The sequence below is a fragment of the Kouleothrix sp. 19917 genome (assembly GCF_057073505.1).
In genome coordinates, this window is record NZ_CP097099.1 from 337,864 (window position 1) to 350,597 (window position 12,734).

The 12,734-nt window shown below is 64.1% G+C and carries 11 protein-coding genes; 5 read left to right on the forward strand and 6 right to left on the reverse strand.

Annotated features, from left to right (window positions below):
- The first annotated feature begins 16 nt into the window (after positions 1 to 16).
- Entirely contained in the window at positions 17 to 2,179 is a 2,163-nt protein-coding gene (locus M1P90_RS01395; protein WP_483700860.1) for a PP2C family protein-serine/threonine phosphatase, read from the forward strand.
- Positions 2,180 to 2,212: 33 nt separating this feature from the next.
- Here M1P90_RS01395 and M1P90_RS01400 read toward each other — a convergent pair whose 3' ends face one another.
- From M1P90_RS01400 to M1P90_RS01410, 3 genes are all read right to left on the reverse strand, one after another.
- Positions 2,213 to 3,505: an HD-GYP domain-containing protein gene (locus M1P90_RS01400; protein WP_483700861.1), complete on the reverse strand. Its 1,293-nt coding sequence runs from the start codon at positions 3,503 to 3,505 to the stop codon at positions 2,213 to 2,215.
- Positions 3,506 to 3,665: 160 nt separating this feature from the next.
- Positions 3,666 to 4,154 carry a hypothetical protein gene (locus M1P90_RS01405; RefSeq protein WP_483700862.1) on the reverse strand — a complete coding sequence of 163 codons (489 nt, stop codon included), beginning with the start codon at positions 4,152 to 4,154 and terminating at the stop codon, positions 3,666 to 3,668.
- Positions 4,155 to 4,446: 292 nt separating this feature from the next.
- Positions 4,447 to 4,935 carry a hypothetical protein gene (locus M1P90_RS01410; RefSeq protein WP_483700864.1) on the reverse strand — a complete coding sequence of 163 codons (489 nt, stop codon included), beginning with the start codon at positions 4,933 to 4,935 and terminating at the stop codon, positions 4,447 to 4,449.
- Positions 4,936 to 5,216: 281 nt separating this feature from the next.
- Here M1P90_RS01410 and M1P90_RS01415 point away from each other — a divergent pair, with 281 nt between their 5' ends.
- On the forward strand, positions 5,217 to 6,290 hold the full coding sequence (locus M1P90_RS01415; protein WP_483700865.1) for a Gfo/Idh/MocA family protein: 1,074 nt from the start codon (positions 5,217 to 5,219) through the stop codon (positions 6,288 to 6,290).
- Positions 6,291 to 6,372: 82 nt separating this feature from the next.
- Here the strand turns inward: M1P90_RS01415 and M1P90_RS01420 are convergent, their stop codons facing one another.
- Both M1P90_RS01420 and M1P90_RS01425 read right to left on the reverse strand, forming a co-directional pair.
- On the reverse strand, positions 6,373 to 8,436 hold the full coding sequence (locus tag M1P90_RS01420) for a TolB family protein (protein ID WP_483700866.1): 2,064 nt from the start codon (positions 8,434 to 8,436) through the stop codon (positions 6,373 to 6,375).
- Entirely contained in the window at positions 8,429 to 8,770 is a 342-nt protein-coding gene (locus M1P90_RS01425) for a PadR family transcriptional regulator (protein ID WP_483700867.1), read from the reverse strand. The genes M1P90_RS01420 and M1P90_RS01425 overlap by 8 nt, the downstream gene beginning before the upstream one ends.
- Before the next feature lie 346 nt (positions 8,771 to 9,116).
- Here M1P90_RS01425 and M1P90_RS01430 point away from each other — a divergent pair, with 346 nt between their 5' ends.
- The 3 genes from M1P90_RS01430 to M1P90_RS01440 all read left to right on the forward strand — a co-directional run bounded on the left by M1P90_RS01430 (position 9,117) and on the right by M1P90_RS01440 (position 12,318).
- The gene (locus tag M1P90_RS01430; protein ID WP_483700869.1) at positions 9,117 to 10,469 is read left to right on the forward strand and encodes an Nramp family divalent metal transporter; all 1,353 of its coding nucleotides are present in this window, start codon (positions 9,117 to 9,119) and stop codon (positions 10,467 to 10,469) included.
- A 179-nt stretch (positions 10,470 to 10,648) separates the two neighbouring features.
- Positions 10,649 to 11,404 (forward strand): class I SAM-dependent methyltransferase, encoded by a 756-nt coding sequence (locus tag M1P90_RS01435; protein WP_483700870.1) that lies wholly within the window; start codon positions 10,649 to 10,651, stop codon positions 11,402 to 11,404.
- 11 nt (positions 11,405 to 11,415) lie between these two features.
- A complete protein-coding gene (locus M1P90_RS01440) occupies positions 11,416 to 12,318 on the forward strand; it encodes a histone deacetylase family protein (RefSeq protein WP_483700871.1) in 903 nt (300 codons plus the stop codon).
- A gap of 144 nt (positions 12,319 to 12,462) precedes the next feature.
- On the opposite strand, the gene M1P90_RS01445 is transcribed toward M1P90_RS01440, so the two are convergent.
- A complete protein-coding gene (locus M1P90_RS01445) occupies positions 12,463 to 12,660 on the reverse strand; it encodes a hypothetical protein (RefSeq protein WP_483700872.1) in 198 nt (65 codons plus the stop codon).
- Positions 12,661 to 12,734: the final 74 nt, after the last annotated feature.

Sequence of the window (12,734 nt, forward strand, 5' to 3'; positions counted from 1 at the left end):
CTGCTATAATAAGCCTATGCTGAAATTCGACGATTTCTTCCACCTGCCCCAGCTCGACGACTGCATTGCCGAGCTGGCTCGCGTGCGCGAGGGCGTGATCATCATCGCCGGGCTTGATCCGCGCCTGCATGCGGCGGGCGGCGACCTGCTGCCCAGTGGCCGCGCCACCATGTTTCGCGCGCTGGTTGGCACGCTTCTGAACGACGAAACGCTCACGGCGGCGATTGTTGCCGGGCAGCGCGATGCCGTGCGCGTCGGGCGGCCGCAGCAGCGGCGGGTACGCACCTACGTGGCCCAGGGCGAGGGTGGCTATGCCGCGCAGATTGTCAAGGCGCTGGAACGCAAGCCCGGCATGCTGATTGTCGACCGGCTGGATTCCGATAGCGCGCCAGCGACGTTTGCCGCCGCCCAACGCGGGGTGTGCGTGCTTGCCCAGCTCGACAGCGTGTGCCGGGGCCGCGAAGTCGCCCACCACCTGGACGACCACGGCGTTGCGCCCGAACTGGTTGCGCAGCTTGGCTGGGTGGTTGCGGTGGAACGCCTGCCCACGCTGTGCCGCCACTGCCGCCAGCCAGCCACGCCAAGCGCCGCGCAGGTGAGCGAGCTGCGCGACATGCTGCGTAATTTACCCGATATGGCGCTGCCCGAGGGCAAGATCGACTGCTTCAGCGCGCCGGGGTGCAAGCACTGCGAATTCAGCGGGCGGCAGGGCGATGTGGCTGTGTTCGACATTTACCGCGCCGCCGCGCCAGCCGCTGCCGTGCTGCCACGCGAGCTGTATCTGTGGGAATTGGTGCAGCGTGGCATGCTCGCGCTGGACGATATGCTGACCCACGCCGCGCAGCAGCTCTACCGCACTTACCACCAGCTTTCGCACAACGCCGAAGCCCTGGCCGAGGCGAACAGCTCGCTGCAGCGCAACATTGCGCAGCTCGAAAGTGCCAACCGCGTGCTCGAACAGCGCACGGCCGCGCTGCGCTCGCTGCAGGATATCGGGCAGGCGCTGACGCGCTCGACCGATCTGGCCGATCTGGTGGGAAGAATGGGCCAGCGCGCCAGCGAGCTGTGCGGGGCGGATCGGGTGATTTTCTACCTGGCGCGGCCACGCGGCGAAGCCGAAGTGCTGGCGGTGCATGGCTGGCCGCGCGAGCTGCTCAACCAGCGCGTGCGCTTTCAGGCAGCGCCTGCCGCTGGCGGCGAGCCGGAAAATTTCAGCGACTGGCCGCCCGGTATCCCCGAGCAGCACGCCGATGTGGCAGGCTTTACGCTGCGCGCCGGCCTGCGCGTGGCGCTGGTTTCGGAAGGGCAGGCGCTGGGCCACATGATCATCCAGAGCACGCAGAAGGCGCGCTTTGCCCCGGCCGAGGTCGCGCTGGCGGGCGCATTTGCCGATCAGGCCGCGCTTGCCATTCGCCGCGCCGAGCTGCTCGATGCGCGACTGCGCCAGGAGCGGCTTGAGCACGAGCTGGAAATGGCGCGCAAGGTGCAGCAAAGCGTGCTGCCGCGCGTCTTCCCGCAGCTGCCCGATTTCAGCTTTTCGGCCTGCAACAAGCCCGCCCGTGCCGTTGGGGGCGATCTCTACGACGTGTTCTGGCGCGACGACGCCCACATCGGCATTGTGATCGCCGATGTCTCGGGCAAGAGCATGCCGGCCGCGCTGTATATGGCGCTCACGCGCAGCCTGCTGCTGGCCGAAGCGCGCCGCGAACCATCACCACGCGCCGTGCTGCTGAGCGTCAACCAGCTTCTGCGCGAACTGGGCGACCCGCAAATGTTTGTCACGGTGTTCTATGGCGTGATCGACCGGGCCACGCGCGTGCTGCGCTATGCCCGCGCCGGGCACGACTACCCGCTGCTGCTGCGGAACGGCGCGGCGACTCTGCTGGAAGGGCGCGGCCTGGTGCTGGGCGCGTTCGACCAGCGCGAGATCCCGCTGGAAGAAATAGAATTACAGCTCCAAACCGGCGATCAGCTGGCGCTCTACACCGATGGCCTGACCGACGTGTTCGGGCCGGATGGCCAGCGCTTCGAGCTGGAACGCCTGGAAAAAGTGTTTCTGCGCCACGCCGGATCGACCGCCGACGCGCTGTGCGACGCGACATTTGAAGATCTTGCTGTGTTCCAGGGCAGTGCCGAGCAGTTCGACGACATGACCCTGCTGGTGGTGGATGTGTGCTAGCGCGCTTTCAGCGCAGGGGGTGGGCGTAGGGAATTATGCCAGTGCTGGGGCGCTCGCCACACTGGCCTGCACCACCTGGCATTCGGCGCAGCGCAGAAACGCCTCCACAATCACCGGGTCCCACTGCTTGCCGCCGTCTTCGCGCAAAATGCGGGCAGCCTGAGCAACGGGCATGCCGGCGCGGTAGGGCCGGTCGCTGGTCATCGCGTCGAAACTGTCGGCCACGGCGATCACGCGCGCGCCGAACGGGATGTCCAGCCCCTTCAGACCGTCGGGGTAGCCCTGGCCGTCCCAGCGTTCGTGGTGATGGCGGACGATCGCGCTGCCACGCGCAAAATCGTGATAGCGCGCAAGCAGCACCGCCCCGCGCTCGGCGTGCGAATCCATAATCGCTTTTTCTTCGTCGGATAAGCGCCCGGGCTTGTTGAGAATACTGTCGGGAATGCCGATTTTGCCAATGTCGTGAACGCGCGCAGCCGTGCGGATCAGCTCAACCTCGGGCCCAATCATTCCCATCGAGTTCAGAATCTGGAGTGTGTATTCCGTCACGCGGCGCGAATGGCCGCCCGTGTACGGGTCGCGCAGATCGACGGTATCGGCCAGGCTTTCGAGCAGCTGGCTGGTGCCGTCGTGCATTTCTTTGGCTTGCTTGAGCGACCAGTAGATGATCCACAGCGGCGGCACCCACAGCACCAGCGACCAGATTTCGGTGAGCGCCGCCAGCGCCGCAAGAATGCCGATCAGGTACTGTGCGGCTTCGGAAAGGCCGGCTTCCTGCAGCACAACCAGCATAACACGGCGTGGCGAATCGCAGCTCATTGGCGCAATCTCCAGCGCGCCCAGGATGATGTCGCACGCAAACATCGCCAGCGCCGCGCCGAGCAGCTTCAGGGTGAGTGGCATGCCCAGCATTGTTGCGGCTGTTGCAATCATGGCGCAAAGCAGGCCGGTGAGTGCCCAGCGCGCTGTGGCCGTCAGAATGTCGCTTGGGGTGTTGCCACGCTGATAGCGGGTGAGCAATTGAAGGGCGAGCATACCCGACCCAGCCACAAGCGCCGACACAACCGGCGGCAGCAGCACTGCGGCGACATAGAGCGGCACAGTGCTCACAACAATCTTGAGATTGTGGCGAAGATGGATCGGCTTGAGGCCAGCTACCGCGATTGCGCCAATCAGAAACAGCGAGATCAGCGTAATTTGCAGCGTTTGCTCGGCAGCGTGCGCCGGCCAGAAGAGCGCGCCATTCAGCAAGGCAGCCAGGGCAATCGCCGCTAAGCCAATTGCGGTAAACGGCTGCGGGGCGGGAAGTGCAAGCGTACCTTTCATGGGGGCCTATCCTGCGACGTATTATTTTGGGCCGAATACCAGCGCATCAGGATGTGGTGGCACGCGGCGTGTCAAGCCGACTCGAAATGTCCTTGCTGGGCGCTTCCACCTATGTTTGTTGCCAGAAGCGCCCAAAGCAGCGAACGCGCTGCTTGCGCTCTTAGTTGTGCAAACTCACACGCAGCACATCGCCATTGTAGCCATGGGCGGTGCGGTTTTTTAATGCCATCGAACCACTCACCGTGCTGACGGCTGAGGTGCCAAAGGTGGTGTAGGCAGTAACAGCCACGTTGTCGCGGGTTGTGTGTACTACCGTTTCGGTGACATAATGCCCCGGCGCGGCATCATCGAAGTATGAAAAGGTTTCGCGGCCGGCGAGGCCCGGCGTTGGCGGATGGATGACTGCGACAACCTGCACGCCCCTGGGGCCATGAACGGTGTAGTGAATCTCGGAAACATCGGAAACATCGGCGTCAATCGCAACCGACACATCCAGGACAGTGCCGTCAGAGAGCTTCACCACCGGGTCGGCCCGGCAGCCAACAACGGCGGCATATGCGGCAGGAGAGAGGGCCAGGGCGCACATAACGGCGAGGAGAAACGCAAAGAGGAGGGTATGGGCACGTTGTGGCAGGTGAAAAGAACGCATGGTCTTTTCCTTTCTGATGAGCGGCAGGGCTCATTGTTGCTGTGGTCGGCGGGTCGGGCTTGGACGCGCCATCCTATTGAGTGCTATGAAAATGGTCTCGAAACATTGGAGACAGAGCAAAATAATACTTCCTTGACGAAACTATTTTATGATCGATTATTGCGCAAAATATTCTCATTTTGAATCTATTTGAGGCGTATTCAGCAGGCAACGCAAAGGCGCGGCTGGAGTGTGTGCACTCATCAGCTGCGCCTGCGCTGTTGGGGAAATTGTGCTGGCCGCTATGCGAATCTTAGCGCATCAGCATCACGCGCAAAATGTCACCATTCAGGCCCGTGGCCGTCTGGTAGGCCAGCGCGCGGCTGAGTGCGCCGCTTGTGATCGCGCTTGCAAACGTAGTATACGCTGTGACACTCACATTATTGGTTCTGGTTTGCACGATGGCCTCGGTGATATAGCGGCCCTGCGGCGCATCGTTGATGTACTCGAATGTTTCGCGGCCCGTGAAGCCAATGGTGGGCGTGCTAATGGATTTGATCAGCCACGCCTGCTTCGGGCCGTGGATGCGATAGTGAATGTGCGTCACATTTTCGACATTGGTTCCAATATCTACAGTGACATCGATAATTGTGCCATCGGAAAGCACAACCACCGGGTCGGCGCGGCACCCGACGATTGCGGCCTGGGCGGTTTTTGGCAGCAGGGAAGCGAGGCAGAGCGCGGCAAGCACGAGGCCAAGAAAGGCAACACGAAACAGACGGGGTAGCGGAAAAGAGCGCATGGTCTTTCCTTTCGTGCGTGAGCGGCATGGCTCACAGTGATCGGGCACGCCATAGGGCGGGGGCTTGCCCGGTAGGGTTATGAGAACCAGTGAATCCATTCATACAGCGGATGAAGCGTGCACAGGATATGGCAGCCAAAAATAACATTTTTGTCATTGCCTGGGCGCGTGCGGGCAGCACGAATTGCAATGCAATTACAGGGTCAGCACTTCGCCCGCGCGAATCATTTATAATTGCGCCGGTTCATTTGAACTGAAGGCACATGCCAAAGGAGCGGATCATGGAAAGCAAGCGCCTGCGAGTGGGCGTGATCGGGGCCGGCGTTGGCGAACTTCACCTTGCCGGCTATAGCAAGCTGCCGCGCGTGGATATTGCGGCGCTGGCCGGGCTGGACGACGACCGGGTGCGGCGGGTGGCGGCGCAGTACAGCGTGCCGCAAACCTTCCGCGAATATGCCGACCTGCTGGCCGCGCCCGATATCGACGCGGTGAGCGTGTGCCTGCCCAATGCCCTGCACCTGCCGGTGACGGTGGCCGCGCTGGAGGCGGGCAAGCATGTGCTGGTGGAAAAGCCGCTGGCGCGCACCGCCGGCGAAGGCCGCGCCATGATCGAGGCGGCGCGCGCGCACGAGCGCATTCTGATGATTGCGTTCAACCACCGCTACCGCAGCGATGTCCAGTGGATCAAGCAATATATCGAGTCGGGCGCGATCGGGCGGGTGTACTATGCCAAGGCACACTGGATGCGCCGCGCCGGCATCCCGCGCCTGGGCAGCTGGTTTGTGAGCAAAGAACAGGCCGGTGGCGGCCCGCTGGTCGACCTGGGTGTGCATGTGCTCGACATGGCGATGTACCTGATGGGCGAGCCGCACGCCACCGCCGTGAGCGCCAACGCCTATGCCGAGTTTGGCCCGCGCGGCCAGAAGAACTGGGATCTGCGCAACCAGTTCAGCAACGAGCGCCTGCCCTACGAGGTCGAAGATCTGGCGACGGCGTTTGTGCGCCTGGAAGGCGGCGCGACGCTCTTGCTGGAAGCGAGCTGGGCCACGCACAGTGCCGCTGGCGACGATTTTGGCGTGACGCTGTATGGCACCGAGGGTGGCGTTGAGCTGATGGTGCGCAACTACACGCACGAAAATACGGTGCGTGTGTTCCACGACGTCGCCGGCGCGCCGATTGACATTGCGCCGAAGATTCGCAAGGGCGGCGGCCACGACAGCGTGACCGAGCGCTTTGTGGCGGCGGTGCTCGATGGCGCGCCACAGATACCCAGCGCCGACGACGGCCTGCGCCGCGCCGCAATCATTGATGCGTGCTACCGCTCGGCCGCCGAGGGGCGCGAGGTCGTGCTGTAACTCAGGGTTGCGGTTTTACGCACTACGCACTGCGCACTACGCTCTATAGTCCGTAGAGCGTAGTGCGTAGAACATTTCGCAACTATTGTTTGGCGAGCGGCACGCGCCAGAAGCTGCCGCGCCCGTTCCACAGCAGCAGATCGCGCCCGCCGGGCATGAGGCTGGCGAAGGCATCCCAGCGCGGCTGGCTGAGATCGAGTACCGCGCCGGTGGCAGGGGCGACCGCGACGATACGCCGCCCGCCAGCCGGGTAGGTGGTCAGGGTCAGCCAGCCGCCGCCAGGGAGCCACTCTGGCGCACCCATCATACCATCGGGGCCGAGCGGGACGACACGTTCGACACGCCCGTCGGCGGCGACAATCCGCAGCTCGGGGTGGCCGCGATCATCGGTTGCGCCGCTGGCGACGGCGAGCACGCGCCCGTCGGGGCTCCACGCCAGCCCGAGCGTGCCGAGGTAGGGCAGTGAGTCGCCCAATGGGGCGCTGGTGGGCATCGGGCCGGGCGGTGCATCTGCCTCTGTTGGTGTGGCTGGTTCCAGCTGCATATAGCCCAGTCCGATGCGCGCCGGGTGCGCGCCATCTGTGTCGGCCAAACAGGCATCGTTGCCGCAGCGGTAGGCCACCCTTTGCCCGCCGGGAGCGACTGCCAGCGGAAACGCTTGGGCACCTGCGCCCGCGCCTGGCAGGCTCGCAAGCCGTTCGGCTGCGCCACCAGCGGTTGGCACGCGCCAGAGCTGTTTTTCCTGAATGAAAAAGAACCAGTCGCCATTTGCGGCCAGTGCCGCTCCGTCGGCCACCGATTCCACCCGCCGCCCGCCCCGCACCACATCCACGATCACAATCTGGTAGCGCAGCCACGGGCCGTTGGGGTCGGGCTGCGCCAGCGCAACGGCGCGGCCATCGGCGCTGGCGGCGTAGGCTGCGACATCCGTTGCCACCTGTTCGGGCGCGCTGCCGTTGGCGGGCACGCGCCACAGCACGTCGCCATGCTGCATCAGGAAGCCGCCCGGATACCACTGCACCTTGTCGCTGATATTCCCGGCAAAGGGGTCGTTGTCGCTAAAAATGGCCTGCGCAGCCGGGCCAAGCGGCAGGCGCGCTGGCATGCCCAGCCGCAGCGGCGACGTGGCGCTGGCGGCTGGCAGCCCGGGCAGGGCGCGGTGCTCGGCCAGCAGGCGATCCACGCCGGTGGTTTCGACGCGTGGGTTTGCGCCGTACTGCTGCGTGGGGATGGGGTAGCTGCGCTGGCTGCCGTCGGCGTAGTGGAGCTGCGCCTCGACCGTGGCCATGCTGCCGGCTGGCTGTGTCACCACGCGCACCAGCTCATACCCCACGAGCGGCGACTGCGCGTCGAGCGGGTCGAGCCCGGTTTTGCCAATTAGCTGATCGAGGCGCGCGGCGACCAGTGGCACCGGGTCGGTGCCGAGCGTAGCGAAGCGGTTCACAAAGGGCTGGCGCGGGTCGTAGCTGTAGCCGCGCACGAGGTAGTAAGCGCCGAGCGGGTTAGGCAGGTAGGAAAAGGGCGGCACAAAGCTCACCAGCACGAGCGCCACGAGCGCGGCCAGCCAGCGGCGCGGGCGCGGCAGGCGCAGCACGGCGGGCTGAGCCAGCGCGGCCAGCAGCAGTAGCTCGCCGCCAAGCAGCAAGAGCGCGCCGGCCAGCACGTCGACTGAGCGCCCCAACAGGCCATGCTGTAACAGCGCGCCAGCAGCGGCCAGCACCAGGCCACAGACCAGCAGCACCGCTGCGCCGCGCCGCCGGTACGGCTGCGTCGCGCCGGCCAGCGCCACCGCAGCGGTGAGCGCAAGTGCCGCTGGCGCCAGCGTGCCGAGGCTGCCGGCCAGCATCCCGCCGAAAAGCCCGATCAGCCCGCCCAGCACGCCAGCGAGCCGCGCCATCTGGCGCAGCCAGGCTGGCAGCGCGCCATGCACCGCGCCAAACGCGCCGGCCAGATCGTCGGCCGGGCCGAGCTGCGCGATGACAGCGGCTTGCAGCGCGGGATCGTGCGGGTCGGCGTTTGCGTCGGCGGCGGCATCTTCGAGGTGGGCCAGCAGCTCCTGGCGGATGGCCTCGCGTTGGGCGGGCGGCAGGCCCGCCAGCTGCGCATCGATGGCGCGCAGATAGTCGGCAAAGGGCGAATCAGGCATAGCGCAGCACTCCTTCGACTGCGGCCGCGAAGCGCCGCCACTCGGCGCGTTTTTCTTCGGCGGCCTGCTGCCCGCGCGCCGTCAGCCGGTAGTAGCGCCGGTCGGTGCCGGCGGCGGCATCGGGGCGCGGCTGCCAGAAGCCTTCGATGAAACCCTGCTGCTCCAGGCGGTGCAGCGCCGGGTAGAGCGAGCCTTCCTTCAGCTCCAGCACGCCCTCGCTGCGCGCGCGCACTTCTTTCACGATCTGGTAGCCGTACATGGCCCCGCGCTCAAGCAGCGTAAGCAGCAGAATGTCGAGGCTGCCCTTGAGCAGCTCGCGGTCGATTGACGGCATCACGCGCTCACTTTCTATACCTCGGATTTCTAGGTATTAGCATAGGCGGCTTTGTGAACAAGCGCAATGATATGAATCTGAGACGCGGCGTGGCTAACTGATGGCACCTGGCTTGCAGAGTTTGCGGTTTAGCAATTCGTAAATTTCAGCAAAAATGCCTCTTGACAAGCTGATTGGAACACCGTATACTGCGATTTAGGCGAGACTAATAAATATATTCTGTTTCCTTAAAGCGCGGCGCACCCGCTCCCAGGGCACTCGTCGAATGACCAATGGCGGCCGTTTGGTTTCCTGAAAGCTGAACGCGGTGCACTCTCGAACAACACACACTGATGGGGAGGTTACCATGGTTGAAACCAAATCAACGCCCGCCGACGCAGGGTGGCGGATTTCCCGCTCGATGCCCTCGCTGCCCGAAGTGTTTTCCTCGGTGCGCGTGCCCACCACTGGCAGCTTCTGGCGCAAAATGCTGGCCTTTGTCGGCCCGGGCCTGATGGTTTCGGTTGGCTATATGGACCCCGGCAACTGGGCGACCGACCTGGCTGGTGGCGCGCAGTTTGGCTATCTGCTCCTGTCAGTGATTCTGATCTCGAACCTCATGGCGATCCTGCTGCAGCACCTTTCGCTGAAGCTGGGCATCGCCACCGGCCGCGACCTGGCGCAGGCCTGCCGCGATCACTTTTCGCCGCCAGTGGCGTTTGTGCTGTGGGTGCTGTGCGAAATCGCGATTGCCGCCTGCGACCTGGCCGAAGTGATCGGCTCGGCGATTGCGCTGAACCTCTTGTTCGGCATCCCGCTGGTGGCGGGCGTGCTGATTACCGCCGTCGATGTGCTGGTCGTTCTGCTGCTGCAGCACCGCGGCTTCCGCTACCTGGAAGCAATGGTGGCCGGGCTGGTCTTCCTGATCGGCGGCTGCTTCGCCTACGAGCTGCTTGCCGCGCAACCGGCGATTGGCGCGATGCTGGGCGGCCTGGTGCCTTCGCCGCAAATTATCACCAACCCAAGCGCGCTGTATATTGCCATTGGCATCCTGGGCGCGACGGTGATGCCCCACAATTTGTACCTGCACTCGAGCATTGTGCAAACGCGCGCCTACGAGCGCAACGACGAAGGCAAGCGCTCGGCGATCACCTTTGCCACGATTGACTCGACCGTGTCGCTCTTGTTCGCCTTCTTTATCAACGCGGCCATCCTGATCACGGCGGCGGCGGCCTTCTATGGCACCGAGCACGCCGGCATTGCCGATATTCACGATGCCTACAAACTGCTGACGCCGGTGCTGGGCGCGACCTTCGCAAGCACAGTGTTTGGCGTGGCGCTGCTGGCCTCGGGCCAGAACTCAACGCTGACGGGCACGCTGGCCGGCCAGATTGTGATGGAAGGCTTTCTGAACATTCGCATGCGGCCGTGGCTGCGCCGCCTGATCACCCGCGCGATTGCGATTGTGCCGGCGGTGATTGTGGCCGCGCTGTATGGCGAGCGCGGCACCGGGCAGCTGCTGGTGCTGAGCCAGGTCATTCTGTCGCTGCAGTTGAGCTTTGCGGTTATTCCACTGGTGATGTTTACCAGCGACAAGGTGAAGATGGGCAAGTTCGTCAACCCGCGCTGGCTGACGTGGCTGGCCTGGGGTGTGACGGCGGTGATTGTGGTGCTGAACGGCTACCTGCTGCTGCAAACCGCCACCGAGTGGTTTGCGTAGGCTTCCCCAGGCGCAATAAACACAGCCGCAGCGATGCTCGCTGCGGCTGTGTTTGTTGTGTATGTCTACCAAAGTTGTTTACTATCGCGCACACGAAATGGTTTAATATACGCTATAATGGTGCCGCAGGATTGCATGTCCCCACGCTGTGGCATTGAACTGTCTGGATGCGAATTCGCATGGCCCCACGAACCGCCGAACCTGCGCACCCTTCGCTGCTGCGGCGCGGCCTGGATGCTGCCCGCTTTGCATTGCTGACCCCGGCGTGGGCCTATAGTGGCCGGCGCGTCACCCGCTACTACAGCGATCTGCTGCAAACCCATGGCTATGCCCCGCAGGCGCTTGCCGAGCGCGCCGAAGACAAAGATAATGCGTTCTATCAGCATCTTTTTCATCGGATTGTGGCTTTGGAAAGCCCGGCGGTGCTCGATATTGGCTGTGGCATGGGCGATCTGCTGGAGTTTCTGGCCGCGCGCGAGATTGCGCCGTCGGGCTACCTGGGGCTGGATCTGGTGCCAGCCTTTGTGGAACGCTGCCGCGAACGCTACGCCCCGCCTTTGCGCTTCGAGTGCGCCAATTTCGTCACCCGCCGCTTTGCGCCACACGAGCGTTACGATCTCGTGGTGAGCATGGGCGTGATGGTGTCGCGCGTGCTGGGCTACGAAAGCTATGTCGAGGCCTGCATCAACAAAATGCTGCGCGTGTCGCGGCGCTATGTGGTTTTCAACCTGATCACCGAAGTTGACGGCTCGCAGGGAAATTACCAGGAAACCAGCCAGGTCGGCGCGATTACCTACCTGCCGCGCCCGCAGCTCGAGGCCATGCTGCAGCGGGCGGCGCGCACCCACAACGCCGAGTATCATATCAACGCGCAGCGTATTTACGGCGACAGCGTGGATGCATTTGTACACCTGGAAAAGCGCGCCGCCCGCTAGATTGCTCGTTCATGAAGATCTTCTACTCCGATACCTTTGTGCTGCCTCTCCCACCCGGTCACCGCTTTCCAATGCAGAAATATGCCTTGCTGCGCGAACGCGTAACCTCCGCTGGGCTGGTTTCGCCCGCCGACCTCGCTATTCCCGAGGCCGCCAGCGACGCCGAGCTTGCGCGCGCGCACACTGCCGACTATATCGCGCGCGTGCAGGCTGGCGCGCTCACCCCGCAGGAAGTGCGCCGTATTGGCTTCCCGTGGTCGCCCGAAATGACCGAGCGCTCGCGCCGCTCGTCGGGCGCGACCATGGCGGCCTGCCGCGCTGCGCTGCGCGATGGCTTTGCGGTGAACCTGGCCGGCGGCACGCACCACGCCTATGCCGACCACGGCGAGGGCTACTGCGTGTTTAACGATAGCGCGGTGGCGGCGCGGGCGATGCAGGCCGAGGGTCTGGCGCGACGGGTGGTGATTATCGACTGCGATGTGCACCAGGGTAATGGCACCGCTGCTATTCTGGCGGGCGACCCAACGGTGTACACCTTTTCAATCCACGGCGCGAAGAATTTCCCGTTTCATAAGGAAACAAGTGATCTCGATGTGGCGCTGGAGGATGGCGCGGGCGATGCGGAATACCTGCATGCGCTGGATGCGGGCCTGTGCCAGGCGCTCGAAGAGTCGCAGGCCGACCTGGCGATCTACCTGGCGGGCTCGGACCCGTTTGAGGACGATAAGCTGGGCCGGCTGAAGCTGAGCAAGGCCGGGTTGGCGGCGCGCGACCGCATGGTGCTGGAGTATTGCCGTGGCGCGGGCCTGCCCGTAGCAATTACGATGGCGGGCGGCTATGCGCGCAATGTCGCCGACACGGTCGACATTCATTTCGAAACGGTGCGGCAGGCGCGCGCCCTTAGCGCGGGGTAACATTTATCCGCAGATTGCGCAGATTACGCAGATACAGGCTACTGCCGATTGCCTACCGCGATTGCGCAGATGAGTACGGCACAGCACACTGCCGACTGCCAACTGCCGACTGCCGACTGCCGACTGCCAACTGCCAACTGCCTTTTATCCCGCATTCGTCTGGTCGGCAATCACGCGCAGCTCGACGGTGGTCGTATCGAGCTGGTCGAAGAACGACGCGACAATTCGGTCGATGGTGCTGCTGCCGGGCAGGCTGTGCTCGTCGGCAACGTGGATGGCGATCGTTACGCGCTGCTCGGCCGGGCTGTCATGTGTTGCTTCGCTATGGTTGTGCGCTGGCATGGAATGATCTCCTCTGGCGGCGCGGCGCCGCCGTGCGTCTTCACAATTGCTCCCCGGTGAGACGCTCGCCCGCC